Source organism: Umezawaea sp. Da 62-37, assembly GCF_032460545.1.
GTDB lineage: Bacteria > Actinomycetota > Actinomycetes > Mycobacteriales > Pseudonocardiaceae > Umezawaea.
Genome location: NZ_CP135965.1, coordinates 11,341,881 through 11,365,095 on the forward strand (window position 1 = coordinate 11,341,881; position 23,215 = coordinate 11,365,095).

Here is a 23,215-nt window from a genome sequence, read left to right on the forward strand (position 1 = left end):
CAAGCTAGTCGCCCTGGTAGCGCTGCTCGCGCCACGGATCGCCGTAGCCGTGGTAGCCCACGGCCTCCCAGAAGCCCGGAGCGTCCTCCCGCATCAGCCGGATGCCGCGCACCCACTTCGCCGACTTCCACAGGTACAGGTGCGGCACCAGCAGGCGGGCCGGGCCGCCGTGCTCCGGCGTGAGGTCCGCGCCGTCGTAGCGGCGGACGATCCACGCCTGCCCGTCGAGCAGGTCCAGCAGCGGCAGGTTCGTGGTGTACCCGCCGTAGGAGTGCACCATCGCGTGGTCCGCGGTGGTCTCCACGCCGTCGAGCAGCACGTCGAGCGACACGCCCTGCCACGTGGTGCCGAACTTGGACCACCTGGTCACGCAGTGCAGGTCCACCCTGGGCTTCTCGTGCGGCAGCGCCAGCAGGTCCCGCCACGTCCAGGTGTGCTCGACGCCGACCTCGGTGGTGACGGTGAACTTCCACCGGTCGGTCGACACCCGCGGCGTCGGGCCCGTGGACAGCACCGGGAAGTCCTCGGTCCGGTACTGGCCGGGCGGCAGCGCCGCGCCATCCTCGCGCGGCCTGCCGCGGAATCCGCGCGAGACGATCGCCACGGGCCCTCCTCTCCTCCGTGGCGCCCAGTCTTCACCGCGATCGGCGGATCGGCCCGGTGACGTGCCGCACCCCGCGTGACGCCGTGAGGGGGCACGGCGCCACGCGGAGGTCAGCCCGCGGCGTTCATCAGGTCCACGGCGCTGTGCTGCCGGGCCCCGTCGCTGATCTTGAACGGGCCCGCCCACGGCTGGTCGTAGGAGTCGGCGCCGGAGCGGTCGCGGCTGTACGCGCTGTCGGCCTGGCGTTGGAGGTACGCGGTGTACGGGTGGTCGGACAGCGCGCCGTTCAACGCCGCCAGGCCGCGGGCGTAGACGCCCTTGAACGACGGGACGTCACCGCCGCCCCCGTTGTCGAACAGGATGCCGCCGGGGTTGAGCGAGCCGCTGCCGGTCGAGGCGTTCGCCATCGTGCGGGCCTTGGTCAGGAAAGCGCTGTCACCGGTGGCGCGGTTGAGTTCGGTCAGCGCGGCCAGCGGCACGCCCTGGTTGTAGCTCCACGTCGTCTGGTTGTTGTTGGCGCAGCCGGAGGTGAGGCCGTCGTTGACGAGGTTGGAGCCGTTGATCATCCCGCTGTTCTGGAACCAGGTCCAGCCGGTGCGGGCGCGTTGCAGGTAGACGGTGTCCCCGCCGATCCTGTTGTGCAGCGCCGCGTTGATCTGCACGTAGAGCCCGTTGGTGATGGCGTTCTTGTACGTCCTGCTCGAACTCCACCACACCCCGCCGCCGCACACCGAGTCCCAGTACAGCTGCATGTGGTCGGCGTCCGCGCGGGCGGTGTTCAGGTACCGGCTGTCCCCGGTGAGGTCGTAGGCGGCGATCCACGCGAGGCCCCACCAGGCGACGTCGTCGTTGTAGGCGTTGATGAAGTTGCCGTCCCAGGCGGTCCGGTTGAGGTCGTAGGTCTTCGCGATGGCGTAGCGGTAGCTGCTCATCCCGGTCAGCCGGGCGTTGTCGATGATCGCGGTGAGGGCGTTGGCCGAGTTCCACCAGCCGGTCGTGTCGAACAGCCCGTTGCCGCGGTTGTACCGCTCCATCAGCGCCGTGGCGGCCGCGGTGCGGCGGTTCCCGGCGTTCCACGTCGTGCGGTACCAGGCCGTGCAGCCGATGGCGGTCGACCCGGACGGCCTGCCGCAGGCGCGCAGCAGGCCGACGCCCAGGTTGGCCCAGTCGTCCACGTTGAACATCATCGTGCGCCAGTCGCCGAACCCCGCCGGGGTGGTCGTGTCACCCAGCTTCGAGCCGGAACCCCAGCTGACGCCCGCGTCGAACGACCGGTCCAGCCACACCTCGTCGCCTTGCGCGGCGGGGGTGATCCGGGCCCAGCCCATGGCGTCGGTGTCGTCGAAGTGCATCGAGACCTGCTTGGCGCCGACGGTCGTGGTCTGGGTGACCCGGTCGGCGGGCGCGAGCCCCGGATCGCGGGCGTCGCAGTACTTGTTGCAGATCGCGGCCTGCGCCGACGGCGGGGACTGCCCGCTCGACGACGGGCCACCGGTGGACCTGGTGGACGTGGCGTCCGGCCGGGTCGCGGACCGCTGTGCGCTGCGCGGCAGCGCCGGATCGCGGGTGTCGCAGTAGTTGTCGCAGGCGGCGGCCGGCGGCGGGACCGCGGCGGGCTCGGGCGGCGGGACCACGACGAGGGACAGGACCAGGGACGTGAGAACGACAGCGTTCAGCACGAGACCTCCCGGAGCAGGGGTGGGTGGTCTGAAATGTGAGAGCGCTCTCAACCCGAGATTAAAGTTCGGCGACCAATGGAGTCAACATCGGGGACAGGCCAGGTTTCCGGACATTCGTGCGGCGATCGTGGCAACCTCCCCCGTTCCCCGGACGTGGTCGCCCCGGATGTGTTCCATGGAGGGGCAACCGATCACTGGGGGATGTCGATGGTGAGAGCGTTCAGTTCAAGAGCCGTGATGGCCGTGTTCGCGGCGGCCGCGATAGTGGTGGCCGGTTCGTCCACCGGTGTCGGCGCGGCGCCGTCGGCTGCCGGGTCGCTCGACCTCGCGTCGGTGCTGCCGTCGGTGAGGTACCTGGTGCAGACCTTCGGCGTGTCCGAGCGGGAGGCGTTGCGGCGGCTGGAGTTGCAGCGCGACGCCGCGGGCCTCGACGAGCGGCTGCGGCGCGACGCGGGCGCCGAGTACGGCGGCATGCGGATCGACCAGGAGGCGGGCGGGGTGCTGGTGGTCTCGATGACCAAGCCCGCCGCCGCCGAACCGTTCCTGGCGGGACTGGACCGCGCGCACGTGCGGACCGACCGGGTCGGCTACTCGCTGGCGGACCTGACGAAGGCGCGGGACAGGATCGCCGCGCAGGTCGGGACCGGTTCGGACGCGATCTACCTGCCCGCTGTCAGCGAGGCGGAGAACCGGGTCGTCGTCTGGGAGCGCGACTGGGTCGCCAAGGAGAAGGGGCTGTCGGCCACCGGGTCCACGACGGACGCCGTGCGGCGCGCGGTCTCCGGTGAGCCCGCGGTGGTGCGGACGCTGGTGAAGCCGATCCCGCTGGCCTCCACCCCGGACGTGGACTGGGGCTTCTGCCATCCGCTGTACTGCACGGACTACGGCCCGATGAGGGGCGGTCTGCGGCTGGACATGAAGCGGGACAACGGGACCTGGGGCGGGTGCACCAGCGCGTTCAACCTCCGCTCGACCGGCGGCGGGTTCCCCGGCAAGGCGTGGGTGCTGACCGCGGGCCACTGCATGGCGACCAAGACGAACAACACGCCGACCCAGCACAACGGCTTCGACGTCCTGGCGCAGCACGGGATCGAGAAGAACTCCTACCCCTACGACTACGCGGCGCTGCCCTACGTCGACACCGCCACGGCCACCGCGTGGCTCGACAGCCAGACCGGGCGCAACCGGGTCCTGACCTACTGCCGCAACGGCGGACTGGACAGCGACGGCGACACCCCGTGCGGTCAGCAGGCGACGTCCGTGGACGAGTACATCACCGGCGTGCGCGGGCTGGCGCAGGTCAGGGCCGGGTCGGTCGTGTGCGCGACCGGATCCGGTTCCAGCGCGGTCAACTACCCGGACTCCGTCGACAGCGGCGCGGGCGTGGACTACCTCGTCGGCACCCGGTGCGGCCGGGTCCTGTCGACCGACGTCGGCATCAACACCGACCTCTGCGCCCGCGCGGGTGACAGCGGGGGACCGCTGTTCAGCCAGGTCGACCACACCGCGCTGGGGATCCTGGAGGGCAGCCAGCAGAGCCGCTCCGGGGCCTGCCAGTCGGGGGAGCTGAACAACTACGTGCCGATCGACACGATCACCACGGACCTCAGCGCCAGGGTAGCGGCGCAGGGATCGGTGTTCTCGGTGATCACCACGTCCACCGGCTGAGCGGGACGGGCTTGCGGCGGTCACGGCCGCCGCAAGCCCGGCACCGGTCAGTCCAGGTGGAACTTCGGGTCGGTCACCAGCGCCGTGAGCTGTTGCGAGGTCAGCGGCAGGGCGTCCAGCGGGGTCAGCGTGCTGCCGTCGACGTCCTTGGCCTGCGCGACGAACACCACGGTGCCGTCGTCGTACCGGTAGGCGACGAGCTGGTCGAACTCCGTTTCGCTGCCGCCGCCGTCGGAGGTGAGCACCCCGACCTGCTTGCCGTCGACGTCGACGACCGCGCAGGTGCCCTTGATGCCCCAGCTCCGCGTGGTCGCCCCGCACGGATCGGCCGGGAAGTCGTTGCCCGCCGTGGTGATCTGCACGTACAGGGTCCCGGTCTTCTCACCGCCGGTCGCCACGACCGGCGTGGACGCCAGGTACTCCCACACCTGACCGCCGGTGTCGGTGTACGCCTCGAACTGGGACTGGGTGCGGCTCGTCGCCTCCTTGAGGCTGTCGACGCCCAGCAGCCCCGGCGGCAGCGCCGCCCTGAGCCCGGCCACCAGTCCCGCGCTCTTGTCCGCGCGGGGCCCGTTGCTGGCCGTGCGGTCGGTCTGCCCGTCCGGCCAGCTCGTCTCGGTGCCGGGGGCCCCGGCCGAAGGCCTGCCGGTTTCGTTCGCGGGCGCGTTGGGCACCAGGCTCCCGGTGACCCCGATGGGGTTGTCAGATCCCTTCCCCGGCCCCGCGCTCTCGACCTGGCCGCCGGTCAACGACGGCAGGTACGTGGCGCCCACCGCGATCCCCACGACCGCCAGACCCGCCACCGCGCCGCCCCAGGTGGCGCGGCGCCGTGCCCGCGCCTTCCTCCCCACGGCCACCGCGGTCCCGGTGTCCATGGGCGGCGGGGGGCTGCTCGCCACCATCACGTCCCGCAAGGCGCTCTTGAGCTCGTGCTCGTTCATCGGACCCTCTCCTGGTACTCGTCGGCGAGCCGACCGCGCAGCGTCTGCAGCCCCCGCGCGGCCTGGCTCTTCACCGTTCCCGTCGTGCAGTTCAACGCCCTGGCGGTCTCCTCGACCGACAGGTCCTCCCAGTACCGCAGGACGAGCACCGCCCGTTGCCGCGGCGCGACGTGCGTCAACGCCTCGATCAGCAGGAGCCGGTCCTCCGCGGACCCGCTCCCCGGTGCCTCGGAGTCCGGCGGGAAGTCGGCCTGGCGCTCCTTGCGGAACCAGCCGCGCCGGGTGTCCGAGACGAACGTGCGCACGAGGATCTGCCGGGTGTAGGCGTCGAGCACCTCGTGCCGGGAGATCCGCCGCCAGGCCAGGTAGAGCTTGGTGAAAGTGGCCTGCACGAGGTCTTCGGCCCTGTGCCAGTCGCCGCACAGCAAGTACGCCGTGCCGCGCATGGCGCTCGACCTCCCCGCGAAGTACTCGGCGAACTCGGCGTCCCGATCACTCATTCGACCCCTCCATCGTGCGGTACCGGGCTAGTCACGCTCATGGCGACCGATCCGGTTGCACCTCGGGGACGGGAATCTTGATCGTTCTCCGCGGGACGGCGGGGCACCGGCTCAGGTGAACACCTTGGTGAGCTCGATGCGGGAGCGGATGCCGAGCTTGGTGAAGATGTTGCGCAGGTGGTGCTCGACGGTGCGCTGGCTGAGGAACAGGCGCGCGGCGGCCTCGCGGTTGGTGGCGCCCTCGGCGACGAGCCGGGCGATCTGCGACTGCTGCGGGGTCAGGTCGACGGCGCGCCCGGCGTGCGGCGAGCTGGTGGTGTCGCCCGCGCCGCGCAGTTCGGCACGGGCGCGGTCGGCCCAGTAGTCGGCCTCGTGGTACTCGAAGTGGCGCACGGCGTCGCGGAGGAGTTCCCTGGCCTGCTTGGGTTTGCGGTTGCGGCGCAGCCGGGTGCCGTGGAACAGCTCGGTCTTGGCCAGCTCCATCGTGGCGCCGCTGACCTCGTGCAGGCGGATCGCCTCGGTGAAGTGCTCGTCGGCCTCCGCCCCGTCGGACATCAGCGCGTGGCAGCGGTGCGCGAGCGCCATCCGCGCCGGGCTCTGGCTGCTGCGCGCCCACCGGTCGTAACGGCGCAGGGTGCCCTCCGCCGAGGACGCCCGCCCGCAGGCGACGGCGGCCTCCACGAGGTGCGGTGCGGCCATGGCCTTGATGCCCGCGTGCACGCCGCCCGCCGCGATCGGCGGGATGCGCCTGAGCGCGTCGGCGGGCCGGTCGCGGGTCAGGTCCACGCACACGAACGCCCACGCGCCGATCGTGCCGCACCGGCCGAGGCCGCGGTGCTCGATCTGCTCGGCCGCGTTGCCGATCCGGTGCACCGCGGTGTCGGCGTCCCCGCGCAGCGCCGCGAGCAGGGCGAGGATCACCAGGTGGTCGACCACGGCGTTGTGCTGGCCCGCGGCGCCCGCGGCGTGCACGCCCTCGAAGGCGGCGGTGAGGGCGACCGAGTGCTGGTCCACCATCAGCGCCGACAGGGCGCGGCAGGTCAGCGCCCACGGCACGAGCGCGGTCAGGCCGCTCTCGCGGGCCGCCGTCACGCCGCGTCCCGCCAGTTCGTGCGCCTTGTCGGCGTCACCGAGGATGTAGGCCGCGTGGCCGCCCCAGATCTTCCCGTGCGGGGTGGGGTCGACGTCGGCCAGTTCCACCACGGACCGCAGGGCGGGTCGCGCCTCCTCGTGGCGGCCCGCGTAGCTCGCCGCGGTGCCGACCAGGTGGTCCAGGATCAGCCGGGTCGTGGCGGGCTCGCCATGGGTGCGCAGCCCGGCGGCGAACTCGGCGATCCGGCCGTGGATGTGGTGGGCGCCCGCCATGGCCGCGGCCTCGCCCGCGAAGCCCAGCGCGGTGATCGCCAGGCTCCGGTTGGTGCCCAGCAGGTCGCCCGCGGCGCGCATGAGCCTGCGCGCGGCGGTGTCGGGCTGGCCGTTGCCCAGGTCGAGCCCGCCGCGCACCACGTCGGCGAGCGCGCGCAGTTCGGAGTCGTCCGACAGCGGCGTGGCCTCGCGCAGCAGGGCTCGGGCCTGGTGGGGGACACCGCGCTTCCAGTGGTCGGCGGCCGAGGCGACCAGCAGGCGCGCCCGGTGGTCGTAGGCGGTGGTAAGGGCGGCGGCGCGGCCGTGGTCGCGGGCCGCCGCGGCGAAGTCGCCCCGACGGCGCGCCAGCGACGCCGCCTCGGCGAGGCCGTCGGCCTGGGTGTCGCGCGCGCCGGGCAGCAGCACGGCCTCGTGCCACGTCCGCCGCGGTCCCGGCGGCAGGGACTCGGCGAGGGTGGCGTGCGCGGCGTAGCGGGCTGAGAGGGGGAGTTCGGCGCGCAGCGTCTCGCGGACGAGCGGCCGGGGGTCCATCAGCGCGGACGCCTCCTCGACCGCCGCCACGCCGAGGCCGGGCAGGCGCACCAGGGTCTCGACGTCCACGTCGCCGTCGACCACCACGAGCGCGAGCGCGTGCCTGGCGGGGTCGGACAGGGCGTCCAGCCGGTCGCGCAGCCTGCGGCGCAGCGAACTGCCCTCGGGCAGGAGGTGCGGGGCGGGCACGGCGCCGCCCAGGTGCTCGCTGGTCAGCGACCGCGACAGTTCCACCAGTGCGAGCGGGTTGCCGCAGGCGGTGTGGGCGAGGTCGTCGGCGAGGTCGGCGGACAGACCGGGCCGCAGGTCGCGCAGCACGCGGATGCTGGTGGCGTGGTCGAGCGGCTCCAGGTCGACGCACGGCAGGCCGAGCGCGCCGCCCTCGGTGGCGATGAGCACGGCCACCGGCTCGTCGTCGATCTCGCGCACGAGGTCGAGCAGCGCGGTCAGGTCGAGGCGGTGCGCGTCGTCCACGCACAGCAGCACCCGACGGCCGTCCGCGGTGAAGTCGGCGGCGGCCAGCCGCGCGGCCCGCAGCAGGGACGACTTGCCCGATCCGGGTTCGCCGCGCAGCACCAAGGCGCCGCCGCGCCCCGCGCGGGCGCGGTCGAGCACCGCGTCCACGGCGACGCGCTGCCGATCCCGTCCGAGCAGCATTCCCCAGTTGTCCCACATGACGGGACTCGTTGTGAAGCGCCGAAGGTTCACCCTTCACGGACCTCGTCGCGGTGGTCGAACCCGGTGGTTCCACCGATGGAGCGTCCGCTACCCCTTGCGGTGGCGGTTGCGGTGGACCGGTACATCCGCCGATGCGTGCGGCGGCTCCGCTCCCGGAAGGTCAGCCGTGCTTATCCCCCTGCACAAGCGAGGTGCGATTCACCGTGCGACTCCGCAACCTGATCCCCGCGCTGGCCGTGTTCCTGGCCGGTGTCTCGGTGGTACCCGCCACCGCCGCGGCCAACCCCTATGAGCGCGGTCCGGCTCCCACGACCGCGAGCATCGAGGCGACCCGAGGCTCGTTCGCCACCGCCACGACGACCGTGGCCCGCTCGTCGGTGTCCGGCTTCGGCGGCGGCACCATCTACTACCCGACCGACACCAGCGTCGGCACGTTCGGCGGCATCGCCATCTCGCCCGGTTTCACCGCGTCGCAGTCCAGCGTCAGCTGGCTGGGTCCGCGCTTGGCCTCGCAGGGTTTCGTGGTGTTCACCATCGACACCAACAGCACGCTCGACCAGCCCGACAGCCGCGGCACGCAGCTGCTGGCGGCACTGGACTACCTGAGCGGCACCAGCGCGGTCCGCACCCGCGTGGACGCCACCCGGCTCGCCGTGATGGGCCACTCGATGGGCGGCGGCGGCTCCCTGGCGGCCGCGCGCACCCGGCCCGCCCTGCAGGCCGCGATCCCGCTGACCCCGTGGCACTCGACCAAGAGCTTCTCGACGGTCAAGGTCCCGACGATGATCATCGGCGCGGAGAGCGACACCACCGCGCCGGTCTCGCAGCACTCGGAGCCGTTCTACACCAGCATGACGTCGGCCACCGACAAGTCGTACCTGGAGCTGAACAACGCCAGCCACTCGGCGCCCACCAGCGCCAACACCACCGTCGCGAAGTACAGCCTCTCGTGGCTCAAGCGCTTCGTCGACAACGACACCCGCTACGACCAGTTCCTCTGCCCCGGACCGTCGGCGAGCACGCTGGTCGAGGAGTACCGCAACACCTGCCCGCTGTCCTGATCGTCGGGACGCACCCGGCCCGGACGTCGCGGCAACCCTGCAGCCGCGACGTCCGGGCCGAGCCGTTCTTCCGGAACCCTCCGAGGGCGTGGCCTCGCCGGAAGGGGGAGGTGGGGTGGAGGCCTCCGGGCCTCCACCCCCTTCACCTTCCAGTGCGGTGACCGCTGACCCTTGCCGGGTTTCGCCCCGAGCGGCGCGAAACCCGGTGAGGATCGCGGTCACCGCACTAGCCGATCGCGCAGGCCGCCCCGTTCAACGTGAACGCGGTCGGCGCCGCGGCGTTGCCCGTGTGCGTGGCCTGCAACCCGATGCCGGTGGAGGCGCCCGCGGCGAGCGCCCCGTTGTAGGACACGTTCGTCGCGGTCACCGCCCCGGTGGCGGGGGAGTAGGTCGCGCCCCAGCCCGAGGTGATCGTCTGCCCGCCGGGCAGGGTGAACCCGAGCTTCCAGCCGTTCAGCGCGCTGCCGCCGGTGTTGGTGATCGTGATGCTGCCGGTCAGGCCGTTGTTCCACGCGTTGACCACGTAGCCGACCTTGCACGCTCCCGCGGGCGGGTTGGGCGTGGTGGTCGTCGTCGTGGTGGTCGTTGTCGTCGTTGTCGTGGTGGTGGTCGGGCCGCTCTGGTCCAGGCCGAAGAACTGGATCGCCCGCAGCGCCATGCCGGACGCGAGCAGGTTGTGCCCGGTGCCCTGCAACGAGATGCCCTCGACCTTGGTCCCGTACTTGGTGCGGGTCCAGCCCGACTGCGGGCTGTCGGTGGACGTCGGCGTCGTCGACAGGCCGTGGACGTTGGTCCACTGGTCGATCTCCTCGCCGAAGTTCGGGTACCGCAGCGTGTCGTCCGCGGTCCCGTGCCACAGCTGCATCCTCGGCCGCGCGCCCGAGTAGCCGGGGTAGGCCGACCGGACGATGTCACCCCACTCCTGGGGCGTCTTGAGCACGGTGCCGTTGGCGCAGGCGCTGTTCCACCCCGAGCCGTCCGCGGTGGCGAAGCACCCGTCCGGCACACCGGCGAACGCCGCGCCCGCCTGGAAGACGTCCGGGTAGTTCGCCAGCATCACGTTGGTCATCATCGCGCCGGACGACACACCCGTGACGAACACCTTGCTCGCGTCGCCGTTGTAGCGCTGCAACGTGTAGCGCACCATCGACATCAGCCCGACGGGGTCGCTGCCGCCGTCGCGCTTGAGCGCCTGCGCCGAGGACACGTCGAAGCACTGCCCGCTCCGCGTCGCGGACGGGTAGATCACGATGAACCCGTACTGGTCTGCCAAGCGGGCGAACTCCGAGCCGGAGTGGAACGCCGGTCCGGTGCCCGTGCAGTAGTGCACCGCGAGCAGCACGCCTGGTTGGGCTGCCACGCGGTCGGGCACGTAGATGTGCATGCGCAGGTTGCTGGGGTTCGTGCCGAACCCCGTCACCTCGGTGAGCGTCGCGGCCGAGGCCTGCGGCGCGGTCAGCACGGCGATCACCGTGGCGAGCGCGGTCACGAGGACTCCGAGTGCTTTCACCACGACGCCGCCGCGGCGGGCGGGAACCGTCGACGCGGGGCGTCCGACGGGGGGAGAGGTACTGAGGTGCATCCTTCCTCCTTGAAGGATGGCGGCCAGGGGCGGCTTCACCGTACTGCCGCGATGCACCTTTCGGACGCGTAGTTTCGGGTGGTATCGGGTCTCATATGGTTGGCTGAACAGCAAGAATGGTGAAAGCACCGATTGATGATGATCGAAACTTTCAGATATGTGTCGAAAGTTTTGCGGGCATGATCTCGGTGTCCGCGAACTCCTGGAAGCTCCTGGCCGGACGCCCGGTGACCCGCTCGACGGTGTCGGTGACGCGGTCCTCCGATCCGCCGCGGACGTCCTCGTCGAGCGCGGCGAGGAACCCGGCGAACCCGGCGGTCATGCCGCCGTGCTCCACCAGGTGGCGCACGAGCTCGTCGGTGGACAGCGACCGGTGCCGCACCGGCGTGCCCAGCCGCCGCGACACGATCCCGGCGACGTCGGCGTAGCTCAGCGCCGTCGGCCCGGTGAGCAGGTGGGCGGTGTTGTGCGGGACGTCGTCGGTCAACGCGCGCCCGGCGACGGCGGCGATGTCGCCCGCGTCCACGAAGGCGACCTTCGCCCCACCCGTCGCGCTGACGATCCCGCCCGCCCGCGCGCCCGCCGCCGCCGGGTGGTCGCCGGTGAAGTTCTGCATGAACCACGACGGCCGCAGCACCGCCCACTCCGGCATCGTCGCGGCGACGAGGCCGTGCAGCGCGCCCAGCGGCGGCACGCCCTCGGGCATCGCCGACGAGCTGAGCAGCACGACCCGGCGGACGTCCTGGCGCAGCGCCTCCTGCAAGAACGGCTCCACCAGCGGCACCGGGTCGACCACCCCGACGGGCGCGACCAGGTAGACGGCCGAGACCCGCCGCAACGCGGGCGCGTGGGTCTCCCGGTCGGCCCAGTCGAACCGCACCTGCCCGGCGGACCGGGGTGTGCGCGTGGCGGGTCGGGGTGTGGTGCCGTGCTCGCGCAGGAACGCGGCGACCCGCGACCCGGTCGTGCCGGTCGCGCCGATGACGAGGACCTCAGACATCCGAGCCGCCCGCGAACGTGGTGGCGCCGCCCATGATCTCCGCCGCGGCGGCCGGGCTCCAGTAGTCGCGGTAGCGCCGGACCTCGCCGTCCCGCACGGTCAGCACCGCGATGTAGCGCATCCGGTACGGCGTCGCGGTGGCGACCACGACCCCGTCGACCGCCATCTCGACGATCACGACCTCGGGGTCCTCGGTCCGGTGCACGACCTTCTCGGCGACCTCGCGGACGTCCAGCATGTCCGGGTAGCCGCGCAGGTACTCCTCGATCGCGGCGCGGCCGTCCACCCGCTGCGGGGCGCCGGGTGCGGCGAACGGGAACTCCAGGACGCCGTCCTCCGCGAACAGGCCAGCGAACGACTTCATGTCCTTGCGCAGCAGCAGGTCCAGCGCGTGGTCGACGAGTTCGGTGGGGTTCATCTTCAAGTGCTCCAAAATAGGACGAGACGGTAGCGTCCCGACCAACATAGCACGGGACGAGCCGGTGCCGTCCCGACGCGGGTTAGACTCCGCCCCATGACCCGTCGCGCACCCACCGGAGCGGCCGTGCTGCAACCGGCCACCACCATGGCGATCACGCAGGCCGTGCTGCGGGAGTGGGCCGAACTGGGCTTCGCGCGGCTGTCGATGGAGTCCGTCGCCAAACGGGCGGGCGTCGGCAAGAGCGCGCTCTACCGCCGGTGGCCGTCCAAGCAGGAGATGGCGATGGCGGTGCTCGCCGACCACGTCGTGCCGCTCGCCGTCGTCCCCGACACCGGCTCCCTGCGGGGCGACGTGCGCAAGTCGCTCGACGCGCTGACCGAGTGGATGACCGACCCCCTGCTGTCCCGGATCCTGCCCGACCTCGTCGCCGAGATGGCCCGCAACCCGGAACTGGCCGCGTTCACCGACACCGTGATCGGCACACCCCGCCGCGAACTGGCCAGGGCCAAGCTCCTGCGCGCGGTCGACCGCGGCGAACTGCGCCCCGACGTCGACCTGGAACTGGCGCTCGACCTCCTCGCCGCCTCGCTGTACTGGCGCCTGAGCGTCCGCGCCGCCGACCTGGAACCGGGTTACCACGACAAGCTGACCGACCTGGTGATGCGCGCGATCGGGGTCTAACGCGGTGACCGCGAAACTCGGTGGGGGTTCGGTCGCCGCACTAGCGCAGCGCGTCCGCCAGTGCCGCGTCCAGGTCCGGGTGCGCGTAGGTGTACCCGCCGTCGAGCGCCCGGCGTGGCACGGCGCGTTGACCAGTGGTCACCATGTCGGCCATCTCGCCCAGCATCACCTTCAGCGCGAACCCCGGCGTGGGCAGGACCGCGGGCCTGCGCAGCGCCCGGCCGAGCGCCTTCGAGAACTCCTTCTGGGTCACCGGTTCCGGCGCGGTGCCGTTGTAGGCGCCGCTCCACGACGCGTCGTCCACCGCCTTCACGTACAGCCCGACGATGTCGTCGACGTGGATCCACGGCACCGCGAACGCGCCGCCCGCGATCGGCCCGCCCATGCCCGCCCGGTACGTGGCCAGCAAGGACTTCAAGGTCCCGCCCGAGGCGTCCAGGACCACGCCGGTGCGCATCCGCACCACCCGCACGCCGAAGTCGGCGGCCCTGGCGGCCTCCTGCTCCCACTCGGCGGAGACCCTGGCCAGGAACGTGTCCCCGGCGGGCGTCGACTCCGTGATCTCCTCGTCGCCGCGGGGCCCGTAGTAGGCGACGCCCGAGCTGGAGACGAGCACCTTTGGCCGGTCCGCTTCGGGGATCGCCCGCAGGCCCTCGACCAGGTTCCGGGTGCCGACCACCCGCGACCGCCGGACCCGGTCCTTGACCTCGTCGGTCAGCCGCTGGCCGATGGGTTCGCCCGCGAGGTGGACGACGGCGTCCCGGCCGGCGAGCGCCTCGGCCGGGGCGGGTCCGTCGAGCGGATCCCACTGCCACGTCGACAAGTCGGGGTTCGCGGACCGGGACAGGACGCTCACCTCGTCACCGCGCTCGCGCAGGCGGGCGACGAGGTGAGCGCCGATCAGACCGGACGCACCCGAGACGGTGATCTTCCTGGCGTCGTGCTCCACGGGACACCCCTTCGTTGTGACAGCCGCTCTTGATGGTTATAGGCTATCACTAAAGCGATCCTTGCTCGCAATACCGATGCGGAATGTCGAACCTCCGCCGGGCCGGTGGCGGTCTCCCGATCGAGGGACCGCGCTCGCCGGCTCGCCCCGTCGTCCCGATGCCGGATACTGGGTGGCGGCGGCCGTCGGCTTCCTCCGGCGACCGCCCCTCACGCACCACGCGGGACCACCGATCAGCGGGGGTCCGGCGCCGGGTCGCGCTCCTCGGGGGCGAGTTCGGCGAGCACCGCGCGGAGCGCCGGACTGGCGTCGGCGCTGCGGCGCCACGCCGCGTGCACCTCGCGGGTCGGCCTGCGGCGCAGCGGTCGGGAAACCAGTCCCTCGCCCAGCGGCGGGCGGGCGAGGCGGGGGATCAGGGCGAGGACTCCGCCGGTGGCGACCAGCGACAGCTGGGTGGCGAAGTCGTCGACCAGGTGGCGCACGTCCGGCTCCTCGGGCAGGTCCGCGACCAGCCGCCGGAACCACTGGTGGCACACTGTGCCCGGCGGGCTGGTCACCCAGGCGTGGCCCGCGAGGTCGGCGCCGGTCAACGGCCGGTCGAGCCGGGCGAGCGGGTGAGCCCGGTCCACCACCACGTCGCCGACGTCGGTGTGCACATGCCGCCGGGTGAGCGACGACGGCGGCAGGACCGGCAGTCCGTCGGCGTCGTGGACGAGGGCCAGGTCAGCCGTGCCGGCGTCGACGCGGTGGAGCGCCTGGTCGGGGTCCTGCTCGGTGATCTCCACGCGCAGGTCGGGGTGGCGCGCGGACAGGCTCACGACCGCGGGTGCGAGCAGGCCGCGGATGGCGGTCGAGAACGCGACCACCCGCAGCACACCGCGCGGCGCGCCCTCCGACACCGACCGGGCCGCCTGGGCGCAGCGCTCCAGGGCCTGGAACACCTCGTGCGCCGAGTCGACGATGGCCTGCCCGGCGGGCGTGAGCACGACACCGCGCCCCGCCTGCGCGAGCACGGGCACGCCGAGTTGCCGTTCGAGCCTCTTGATCTGCTGCGACACCGCCGAGGCCGTGAACCCGAGTTCGTCGGCCGCCCGCGCCAGCGTCCCGAGGGCGGCCACCGATCGCAGTGCCCGCAGCGTTCCGACATCAATCATGAAGCCAAGCTACGCAATACCCGCAAAGAACCTTCGCTGGACCGCATGGGTCTGGCCGGGTCAGGGTGGTCCCATGACCGACTCGCCGCACCTGCTCTTCGGCTCCAACCTCGTCGCCGCGGTCACCCCGATGCGCCCCGACGGCACGCTCGACGACCCGGCGCTCACCGACCTCGTCGACCACCTGCTGGCCACCGGCTGCGACGGCGTCGTCGTCGCCGGGACCACCGGTGAGTCGCCGACCCTGACCGGGGCCGAGACCACCCGGCTCATCCGCGCCGCGGTGGACCAGGTGGCCGGCCGCGCCAAGGTGATCGCCGGCGTCGGCACCAACGACACGGCGTCCAGCGTCCGCCGGGCCCGCGAGGCCGAGGCGGCCGGAGCGGACGCGCTGCTGCTCGTCTGCCCGTACTACTCCAGGCCGACCCAGGCGGGGGTCTTGGCCCACTGCACGGCGGTCGCCGACGCCACCGCGCTGCCCGTGATGCTCTACGACGTCCCCGCGCGCACCGGTCTCGCCTTCGCGGAGGCCACGCTGGTCGAACTCGCCGAGCACCCCCGGATCCGGGCGGTCAAGGACGCCAAGGGCGACCTGTTCGAGGCGATGTCCGTCATGGCCCGCACGTCGCTGGCCTACTACTGCGGCATCGACGAGCTGAACCTGCCCTACCTCGCCTCCGGCGCCACCGGCGTGGTCAGCGTCGTGGGCAACATCGCGGCCGACCGCAACGCCGAACTCATCCGCGCGGTCCGCCACGGCGACCTCGACGCGGCGCGGGCCGTCCAGACCTCGCTGATCCCGTTGGTGGACGCCGTCATGCGCACCTCCTCGGGCGCCATCATGGCCAAGGCCGCGCTGGTCGAACTGGGGATCATCCCGCACGCGACCGTGCGCCTCCCGCTGCTCGAGTCCCCGCCGTCCGACCTCCGGCGGCTGACCGACGCCCTGGCCACCACCGCCGTGCCCGCCTGAGGCTCACCCCATCGCCAGGGACACGCCGATCGCCGTCATCACGACGGCGATCGAGCCGTCCACGAACCGCCACGCGGCCGGGCGCGACAGGACCGGGGCGAGTTTGCGGGCGCCAAGGCCCAGGCCGGTGAACCACAGGGCGCTCGCCGCCGTCGCCCCCGCGCCGAACACCCAGGGGCTTGGGTCGTCGTGGGCGACGGCCCCCATCAGCAGCACCGTGTCCAGGTACACGTGCGGGTTGAGGAAGGTCATCGCCAGGCACGCCAGCATGGTCGCCCGCAACGTGGCGGGCGGGAGGTCCAGCGGCGTGAGCGAACTCGGGCGGAAGGCCCGGCGCGCGGCCAGGAGGGCGTAGCCGAGCAGGAACGCGGCACCGCCCCAGCGCACGGCCGCCAGCGCGGCGGGCGCGGACGTCAGGACGGCGCCGAGCCCGGCGATGCCCGCGGCCACCAGCGCCGCGTCGGCCACCACGCAGGTGACCACGACCGGCAGCACGTGTTCGCGGCGGAGGCCTTGGCGCAGCACGAAGGCGTTCTGCGCCCCGATGGCGACGATCAAAGCGAAGCAGAAGCCGAAACCGGCGAGAGCGGAACCCATGCCGGTGACGCTAGGAGCACGTGCTCCCGCACTCCAGCTAAAGTTCCTTCAGCACCATTAGAATGGCTTATGCCACTCGATCCGGTGCAGCTCGCGACGTTCCAGGCCGTCGTCGACCACGGCAGCTTCGACGCCGCGGCGCGGGTGCTGCACGTGACGCCCTCGGCGGTGAGCCAGCGGATCAAGGCGTTGGAGCAGGTCGTCGGCCAGGTGCTGGTCCGCCGCACACGGCCGTGCGAGCCCACCGACGCGGGCAGGCCGCTGGTGCGGCTCGGCGGCCAGGTCGCCCTGCTCGAACGCGAAGCGCTCGCCGCCGCCCGCGGGGCCCTGGGCGGACAGGCCCGCACCCGCGTCGCCGTCGTCGTCAACGCGGACTCGCTCGCGAACTGGTTCCTGCCCGTCCTCGCGGACCTGCCCGACGTGGTGTTCGAACTGCACACCGACGACGAGGGCCACACCGCGGAACTGCTGCGCGCGGGCGCCGTCGTGGCCGCCGTCACCTCCGAGCGCACCGCCGTCCAGGGCTGCCGGGTCACCAGGCTCGGCGCCATGCGCTACCTCGCCGTCGCCGCACCCGGCTGCCACGCCCGGTGGTTCGCCGACCGCGACCCGGCCGACGCGTTCGCCGCCGCGCCCGTGGTCTGCTTCAACCGCAAGGACGCCGTCCAACGCCGCTTCGCCCGCTCGATGACCGACCGCGACACCGACCCGCCCACCCACTACGTGCCCGCGTCGGACAGCCTGACCGAGGCGATCCGCCTCGGCCTCGGCTGGGGCCTGGTGCCCGAGGCCGCCGTCCGCCAGGACCTCGCCGACGGCCGCCTGGTCGCCCTGGCGCCCGGCCGCCACCTGGACGTGCCGCTGCACTGGCAGTGCTGGCGCCTGGAGTCCACGGTGCTGTCGGCGTTGACCGCCGCGGTCCGGAAGGCCGCCGCGGGCGCTTTGCGGTAGCGCGCGGCCGGGTCAGGACCGGGCGGTCCAGGCCGAGTCGGCGTCCTCGACGGTGGGGTAGGTGGCGAAGGCCTCGGCCAGGCCGATGAGCGCGAAGGTGCGCGCCAGGCCGGGGGGCACGGCGACCAGGGCGATACCAGCGTCGGCGGCGATGGCGGTGTTGCGGGCCGCGAGCAGGGCGGAGATGCCGCTGGAGTCGCAGAACGCGAGTCCGGACAGGTCGAGGACCAGGTGCTGCCCCCGTTCCAGGACCAGGCCGACGATCACCCGGCGGGCCTCGGGCGCCGCGGCGGCGTCGAGTTCCCCCGCGAACCGCAGCACGACGCCGGTGGGGGTCGGTCGCGCGGTCGCGGTGAAGCGTCCGGTCACGGCCGGTCGCCCGCGGGGATGCTCAGGCAGAGCAGGGCGGTGTCGTCGTCGACGCCGTCGCCGAACCCGGCGAGCAGGGCGGTCACCGCGGTCACCGCGTCGGGCGCGGTGGTCGGGCCGATGGTCCCCAGGAACTCCAGGAGTTCCTCCTCGCTGTGGCGGACCCGGCCGCGGGTGCGGGCCTCGGTGAGGCCGTCGCTGTAGAGCAGCAGGGTGTCGCCGGGCCCCATGCGCACCCGGATGTCCACGAACCTGGCTTCGGGCAGCGCGCCGACCAGCTGTCCACCCGGCAGGTCCAGGAACTCGGCGCCGCCGTCGGCGCGCATCACCGCCGCGGGCGGGTGGCCGCCGGTGGCCATGCTGATCGCGCAGCCGTCGGCGTCCGGGGTCAGCACGCCGTAGACGACCGTGCAGAAGCGCGGGTCGACGCCGTGGTACTCGTGGTTGAGGACGGTGTTGAGGATGTTCAGCACCGCGATCGGCTCGGTGTGCGAGACGGCGGCCGCGCGCAGCGTGTAGCGGGCCAGCGAGGTGACGGCGGCGGCCGCGGCGCCCTTGCCGGACACGTCGCCGAGGAAGAACCCCCACATGCCGCCGGCCAGCGGGAACAGGTCGTAGAAGTCGCCGCCGACCTCGTCGGTCGAGGCGGGGTGGTAGTAGGCCGCGACCTCCATCCCCGGCACCGCGGGCAGGGTCGGGGGCACCAGGGTGCGCTGGAGGGTCGTGGCCAGCTTCTGGACCCGCTCCCGTTCGAGGTCGGCCTCCCGGCGGGCCCGCAGCAGCTCCTGCTCGTAGGCGCGGCGGTCGCGGGCGTCGAAGACCGTGGTGCGGATCAGCTGCGCCGTGCCGTCCGGGCCCGACTTGACCGCGGAGGTCACCAGCACGGGCAGCCGGGTCCCGTCGGCCGCGCGCAGTTCCAGCGCGAGCCCGCCGATCTCGCCGTGCATGCTCAACGAGGGCGCGATGTGCGTCTCGTGGTAGATCCGCCCGCCCACGGTCAGCAGGTCGGCGAACCGCCGCCGTCCGACCAGGTCGTCGTGCCGGTAGTCGAGCCAGCGGAGCAGGGTGGCGTTGACCTTGGCGATGGTGCCGTCCATCAACGTGGACAGGTAGCCGCACGGGGCGTTCTCGTACAGGTCCTCGGCGCTGTCCTCCAGCAGGGCGGAGAAGGCCGGGTCCGGTCCGGCGCTCTCCTCCGTGCCGCCGGTGAGGTCGTCACCGGTCTCGCACATCACGGTGTGCCTGCGAACGCCGTGATGGCCGCGGCGGTCGCCTCGGGCGCGCTGAGCTGCGGGCAGTGCCCGGTCGCGTCCAGCGTCACGAGTTCGCTGCCGCGGATCCGCTCGTGCACGAACCGCCCCACCTCGGGCGGTGCGATGGCGTCCTGGGAGCACTGGAGGACGAGCGTGGGCACGGTGACGCCGGTCAGGTCGGCTCGGTTGTCGGACAGGAACGTGGTCTGGGCGAACACCCGCGCGATCGCCGGATCGGTGCGGCAGAAGCTCTCGGTCAGCTCGGACCCGAGTTCCGGGCGGTCGGGGTTGCCCATGATCACCGGTGCCATGACGGCCGACCAGCCGAGGTAGTTGCTGTCCAGGGACTCCAGCAGCTCGTCGATGTCGGCGCGGCTGAAGCCGCCGCGGTAGTCGCCGTCGTCGATGTAGCACGGCGACGGGGTCAGCAGCACCAGCTTCGCGATCCGGGACGGGTCGCGGTTGGCCGCCAGTACGGCGATCATCGCCGACACCGAGTGCCCGACCAGCACCACGTCGCGCAGGTCGAGTTCGGAGCAGATGTCGAGGACGTCGGCGGCGTAGCCGTCGAGCGTGGAGTACCGCCGCTCCGACCAGGCCGACAGGTCCGACCCGCCCGCGCCGACGTGGTCGAACAGCACCACCCGGAACCGCTCGGCCAGCGCGGGCACGACCAGGCGCCACAGGTTCTGGTCGCAGCCGAAGCCGTGCGCGAGCAGCACCGTCGGCCCGTCCGCAACACCGGTCACGACCACGTTGTTCCTGCCCCGCGCGTCCATCGGCACATCCTGCCAGTGCGCTCCACGGGGCCGCCCCACCGGCTCGGCAGGGGGCGGCTACTCCACCGCCGTCACCGTGTCCAACGCCGCCAGCCGCACGTCCGGGTCCTCGTGGCGGCGCAGCGAGCGCAGCAGCGACCGCCAGTGTTCGGGCCAGCCCGTGTCGCGACCGGCGGCGGCCGTGATCGCCAGCGCGAGCCGGGCGGCGGTGGCACCCTCGCCCGCCAGCGTCCCGGCGACCGCCAGCGCACGCTCGCGCGGCATCCTCCGCACGGCGCCGTCCAGCCGCGCGGTCAGTTCGGCCTCGGCCCGACCGGCGAGCGCGGGGCGGTCGGCGAGCCCGGTGACGGCGCGCAGCCCCGGCAGCGGGTCGTCGTCCCAGGGGATCGCCGCCACCGCGAGCGCCACGGCGGACCCGCGGTGCTCCGGGGTCGCCGCCAGGTCGTCCGAGAGCGCGCCCGCGGCCGCGCGCAGCACGGCCGACGGACGGTCGACCACCATGCGGGCGAGGGCCCCGATCCGTTGCCTGGCGGGCAGGTCGCGGTCGGCTTCGGCGTCGAACAGGTCCTCGGCCGCCAGCAGCCGCGCGGTGGCCTCGCGCAACGGTTCCACGTCGTTGGCGGCGGCGCACACGTCGAGCAGCGCCGTCAGTGCGGGCGCCCAGGTCGCGGTGTTCCCGAGGTCGGACACCCGGTCCACCAGCAGCGCGATGGTCCCGGTGTCGAAGCGCGCCCACAGCGGCACCGTTCCCGCCCTGAGCACCGCGGGGTCGCCGTGCGGTGAGGCCACGACGTCCCGGACCAGTGCCGCGTAGCGGGCCCGGTGGTGCGGAGCCACGGTGAACGGCGACCGGTCGAGCACGGTCACCGCGACCGCCTGCTCATCGGCCGCCGCCCTGGCCAGCAGGTCCCACGCTGCCTCGTCGTCGAGGAACCACCCGGCCGCCCACACCAGCGCGCGCCGCACGTCCCGGTGGCTGTGCGGGCCGTCCCACGCCGCGGTCAGCAGCGCGGCCGCACCCGGCACGTGGTGCTCGGCCAGCAGCCGGACCGCCTCCTTCCGCGCGGTGACCTTCGGGCCGCCCAGCAGCAGCCCCAACTGCTCGCCGAGCCGGTCGGGCGCGGTGAACCGGGCGCACCGGGTCACCGCGTACACGGCCACCCGCGCCCGGTCGGTGTCCACCTGGGACAGCAGGTCCGGCAGCACGTCGCCGGGCTCGTCGGTCCACGCCAGCGCGCCCAGCGCCGCCTCGGCCACCTGGACCTCGCGGTCGCCGGTGAACCCGCGCACGGCGTCCACCGTGCCGGGCACGCGACCCAGCGCGCGCACCGCGTTCGCCCGCTCGTAGACGTTGGCGCGCCGGTCGCCCGCGAGCGCCGCCAACTCGCCCGCGTACGCGGCGGTCTGGCGCGGCAGCCAGCGGGGGAAGCAGCCTTCGAACGGCGGCACGTACCGAACTCCCCGCTTGAGGAACCGGCCGTGCAGCGGCTTGCCGATCACGTCGTCGAGCAGGTCGGTGCGCCGGAACCCGATGGCGTTGAGCACCGGGTGCAGGGTGACGGTGGACCGGTCCCCGCGGAACACCTTCTCGACCCGGTCGTCGCGGGTCGCGGGCGGCGCGAGCCACAGCCCGACGGCCCGCGACACCACGGAGTCGTCCTTCGCCTTGCACGCCCTGGCCAGCAGCTCCTGGAGGTGCGTCATGTCCCACGCCCGCTTGCCCAACCCGTCCGCGAACCCCAACAGCATCTCGTAGCGGCCGCGCTCCGCGTCGATGGCCATCCGCCCGCGCAGTGTTTCGAACACCTGCTGCTCGGCACCGCGCGGCAGAGCCCGGTCCAAGCCGCTCAGGTCCATCCACCTCAGGTGACTGCCCAGGCTCCCCAACCCGACCAGGCCCGCGTCCAGGAGTTCCGTACGCCGCGACACGATGCCTTCGCGGACCAGCGCCCGCGCGAGCGTGCCGACGGCGTGCTGTGTGCTCCACGAGCAGTCCCGAGCCTGGGCGGCGTCGACCATCAGCTTCACGAGCTGGTCGGTCTCCGACGTCCGGAACAGCCACGACGGTACGGCCGCGAGCGCGGTGAGCGCCGCCGCCCGCACCGGGTCCTGCTCGTTGGGGAGCCTGGTCAAGGTGCTGAGCACCTCCGCGAACACCTCCTGGTCGCGGCCGGCCGCGCCCGCCGCGATGTAGAGCGGGTACGCCGTGGCGCGTTCGTCGGCCGTGGCCCGCGTCGTCGCCTCGCGCAGCACCGGCCTGGCCTCGACCCAGCCCAGCCGAGCGGTCACCGCCAGCCGCCGCGACGGCTCGTCGGCGTTGGCGCGCAACGCCAGCAGCCTGCGCGCCTCCGCCGCCCGCGCGGCGGCGGGCAGTTCGTCCACCGCTTCCAGCGGCACGTCGGCCCGCCCGCCGACAGCGCCCGCGTAGACCGCCGCGCGCCGCGACGGCGCCAGGACGTGCAGGAACCGCACCAGCGCGGCCCCGTCGAGCAGCCGCGCGATGCCGATCAGCCCGTCGTCGCCGATCCCGGTCAGCGTCCGCCACAGCGACCGCTGGTCCGGCGTGCTCCCGGTGCGGCGCGGGTCCAGCAGCACCGCCGCGACGCGCTCGGGGGAGTGGCGGGCCAGCACCCCCAGGACGCCGACCAGACCCCACGGTAGCGGTGCGTGCGGCAGCGTCCGCTCCACGAGGTCCAGCACCCGCGCGGGCTCCGGCTCCGCGGCCGCGGCGATCCCGCCACCCAGCCTGGTCAGCACCTTCGGCCACCACGCGGGCGTCATCGCCGCCAGTTCGGCGTCGACCAGGTCGAGGAACTCCGCGGGGTGCCGACGGCCGATCGCGCTCCAGTTCGCGACCGCGTGCGCCAGTTCCGGCAGCGCCTTCGCCACGACCGGGGTCGAGCACGCCGCCAGCAGCGCGGCCGCCTCCTGGTCGCCGAACCGCTCCCGCACGACGGGCAGGAGCGCGTCGGCCAGCGCGGTCGCCCGGCGCCTGCGCACTCCGTTGTAGAGGATCCGGCGCAGCGCCGTCGGCAGGTGCGGCAGCCGTTCCACGAACACCTCGGCGGGCAGCCCGAGCCGGACCGCCGCCCCCAGCGCGTGCGCCACCACCGCGGTCTCCGGCGCGGCCAGGCACTCCGCCACGTACTCGCCGTTCCCGGCCACGTAAGCCATCTGCAACGCGATCCGCCGCGAGTGGACGTCCCCGGCGAAGTCGCGCAGGAGGTCGTCCAGTTCGGCGGTGCCCGCGAGCCGTCGGGCCGTGTCGGACAAGGCCTTCTGGCGGGCGCCGAAGGGCAGCGGGTCGAGCGTGCGGAGCAGTCGTCTCGCGGAAGTGGTCACGGTCGGTGATTCTCGCCTCCGATGCCGCGACCCGCCACCGGTTTGACCCGTCGCGGATAGGTTCCCGCGGATGACGAGCGCGATACCGGCGGACTTCGCCGACCTCCGGGGCATCGATCGGCAGCGGCGGAACGCCG

The 23,215-nt window shown here is 73.2% G+C and carries 20 protein-coding genes; 5 read left to right on the forward strand and 15 right to left on the reverse strand.

The window, feature by feature from the left end; genetic code table 11:
- Positions 1–4 precede the first annotated feature (4 nt).
- Both RM788_RS50810 and RM788_RS50815 read right to left on the reverse strand, forming a co-directional pair.
- On the reverse strand, positions 5–604 hold the full coding sequence (locus RM788_RS50810; protein WP_315928970.1) for a sulfite oxidase-like oxidoreductase: 600 nt from the start codon (positions 602–604) through the stop codon (positions 5–7).
- Between the two features lie 110 nt (positions 605–714).
- Positions 715–2,283, reverse strand: coding sequence for a glycoside hydrolase family 76 protein (locus RM788_RS50815; RefSeq protein WP_315928972.1), 1,569 nt, complete (start codon positions 2,281–2,283; stop codon positions 715–717).
- Positions 2,284–2,520: 237 nt separating this feature from the next.
- Between RM788_RS50815 and RM788_RS50820 the strand changes: the two genes are divergently transcribed.
- Positions 2,521–3,951 (forward strand): hypothetical protein, encoded by a 1,431-nt coding sequence (locus RM788_RS50820; RefSeq protein ID WP_315928975.1) that lies wholly within the window; start codon positions 2,521–2,523, stop codon positions 3,949–3,951.
- A gap of 47 nt (positions 3,952–3,998) precedes the next feature.
- Here the strand turns inward: RM788_RS50820 and RM788_RS50825 are convergent, their stop codons facing one another.
- The 3 genes from RM788_RS50825 to RM788_RS50835 form a co-directional block, all read right to left on the reverse strand.
- Positions 3,999–4,892 (reverse strand): hypothetical protein, encoded by an 894-nt coding sequence (locus tag RM788_RS50825; protein ID WP_315928977.1) that lies wholly within the window; start codon positions 4,890–4,892, stop codon positions 3,999–4,001.
- On the reverse strand, positions 4,889–5,392 hold the full coding sequence (locus RM788_RS50830) for a SigE family RNA polymerase sigma factor (RefSeq protein WP_315928979.1): 504 nt from the start codon (positions 5,390–5,392) through the stop codon (positions 4,889–4,891). The genes RM788_RS50825 and RM788_RS50830 overlap by 4 nt, the downstream gene beginning before the upstream one ends.
- Before the next feature lie 111 nt (positions 5,393–5,503).
- Entirely contained in the window at positions 5,504–7,963 is a 2,460-nt protein-coding gene (locus RM788_RS50835; RefSeq protein WP_315928981.1) for a helix-turn-helix transcriptional regulator, read from the reverse strand.
- A 206-nt stretch (positions 7,964–8,169) separates the two neighbouring features.
- Here RM788_RS50835 and RM788_RS50840 point away from each other — a divergent pair, with 206 nt between their 5' ends.
- Complete coding sequence (locus tag RM788_RS50840) at positions 8,170–9,027, forward strand: poly(ethylene terephthalate) hydrolase family protein (protein ID WP_315928983.1); 858 nt, start codon at positions 8,170–8,172, stop codon at positions 9,025–9,027.
- A 226-nt stretch (positions 9,028–9,253) separates the two neighbouring features.
- Here the strand turns inward: RM788_RS50840 and RM788_RS50845 are convergent, their stop codons facing one another.
- The 3 genes from RM788_RS50845 to RM788_RS50855 form a co-directional block, all read right to left on the reverse strand.
- Entirely contained in the window at positions 9,254–10,609 is a 1,356-nt protein-coding gene (locus tag RM788_RS50845) for an extracellular catalytic domain type 1 short-chain-length polyhydroxyalkanoate depolymerase (RefSeq protein ID WP_315928985.1), read from the reverse strand.
- Between the two features lie 151 nt (positions 10,610–10,760).
- The gene (locus tag RM788_RS50850) at positions 10,761–11,609 is read right to left on the reverse strand and encodes a Rossmann-fold NAD(P)-binding domain-containing protein (RefSeq protein ID WP_315928987.1); all 849 of its coding nucleotides are present in this window, start codon (positions 11,607–11,609) and stop codon (positions 10,761–10,763) included.
- Positions 11,602–12,027, reverse strand: coding sequence for a nuclear transport factor 2 family protein (locus tag RM788_RS50855; RefSeq protein WP_315934938.1), 426 nt, complete (start codon positions 12,025–12,027; stop codon positions 11,602–11,604). The genes RM788_RS50850 and RM788_RS50855 overlap by 8 nt, the downstream gene beginning before the upstream one ends.
- A gap of 96 nt (positions 12,028–12,123) precedes the next feature.
- On the opposite strand from RM788_RS50855, the gene RM788_RS50860 reads away from it, so the two are divergent.
- On the forward strand, positions 12,124–12,711 hold the full coding sequence (locus tag RM788_RS50860; protein WP_315928989.1) for a TetR/AcrR family transcriptional regulator: 588 nt from the start codon (positions 12,124–12,126) through the stop codon (positions 12,709–12,711).
- A 40-nt stretch (positions 12,712–12,751) separates the two neighbouring features.
- On the opposite strand, the gene RM788_RS50865 is transcribed toward RM788_RS50860, so the two are convergent.
- Positions 12,752–13,660, reverse strand: coding sequence for a TIGR01777 family oxidoreductase (locus tag RM788_RS50865; protein ID WP_315928991.1), 909 nt, complete (start codon positions 13,658–13,660; stop codon positions 12,752–12,754).
- A 233-nt stretch (positions 13,661–13,893) separates the two neighbouring features.
- On the reverse strand, positions 13,894–14,814 hold the full coding sequence (locus tag RM788_RS50870; RefSeq protein ID WP_315928993.1) for a LysR family transcriptional regulator: 921 nt from the start codon (positions 14,812–14,814) through the stop codon (positions 13,894–13,896).
- A 73-nt stretch (positions 14,815–14,887) separates the two neighbouring features.
- Between RM788_RS50870 and dapA the strand changes: the two genes are divergently transcribed.
- A complete protein-coding gene (gene dapA, locus RM788_RS50875; protein ID WP_315928995.1) occupies positions 14,888–15,787 on the forward strand; it encodes a 4-hydroxy-tetrahydrodipicolinate synthase in 900 nt (299 codons plus the stop codon).
- Positions 15,788–15,790: 3 nt separating this feature from the next.
- Here the strand turns inward: dapA and RM788_RS50880 are convergent, their stop codons facing one another.
- Entirely contained in the window at positions 15,791–16,384 is a 594-nt protein-coding gene (locus RM788_RS50880) for a LysE/ArgO family amino acid transporter (protein WP_315928997.1), read from the reverse strand.
- Between the two features lie 69 nt (positions 16,385–16,453).
- On the opposite strand from RM788_RS50880, the gene RM788_RS50885 reads away from it, so the two are divergent.
- Positions 16,454–17,335, forward strand: a complete 882-nt coding sequence (locus RM788_RS50885) for a LysR family transcriptional regulator ArgP (RefSeq protein WP_315928999.1) — start codon at positions 16,454–16,456, stop codon at positions 17,333–17,335.
- A 12-nt stretch (positions 17,336–17,347) separates the two neighbouring features.
- Here RM788_RS50885 and RM788_RS50890 read toward each other — a convergent pair whose 3' ends face one another.
- The 4 genes from RM788_RS50890 to RM788_RS50905 are packed head-to-tail and all read right to left on the reverse strand — an operon-like array spanning position 17,348 to position 23,078.
- Positions 17,348–17,704, reverse strand: a complete 357-nt coding sequence (locus RM788_RS50890) for an STAS domain-containing protein (RefSeq protein ID WP_315929001.1) — start codon at positions 17,702–17,704, stop codon at positions 17,348–17,350.
- Complete coding sequence (locus RM788_RS50895; protein WP_315929004.1) at positions 17,701–18,936, reverse strand: PP2C family protein-serine/threonine phosphatase; 1,236 nt, start codon at positions 18,934–18,936, stop codon at positions 17,701–17,703. Before RM788_RS50895 ends, RM788_RS50890 begins: the two co-directional genes overlap by 4 nt.
- Positions 18,936–19,736 carry an alpha/beta fold hydrolase gene (locus tag RM788_RS50900; RefSeq protein WP_315929006.1) on the reverse strand — a complete coding sequence of 267 codons (801 nt, stop codon included), beginning with the start codon at positions 19,734–19,736 and terminating at the stop codon, positions 18,936–18,938. The genes RM788_RS50895 and RM788_RS50900 overlap by 1 nt, the downstream gene beginning before the upstream one ends.
- Before the next feature lie 57 nt (positions 19,737–19,793).
- The gene (locus RM788_RS50905; protein ID WP_315929008.1) at positions 19,794–23,078 is read right to left on the reverse strand and encodes a hypothetical protein; all 3,285 of its coding nucleotides are present in this window, start codon (positions 23,076–23,078) and stop codon (positions 19,794–19,796) included.
- Between the last annotated feature and the right edge of the window lie 137 nt (positions 23,079–23,215).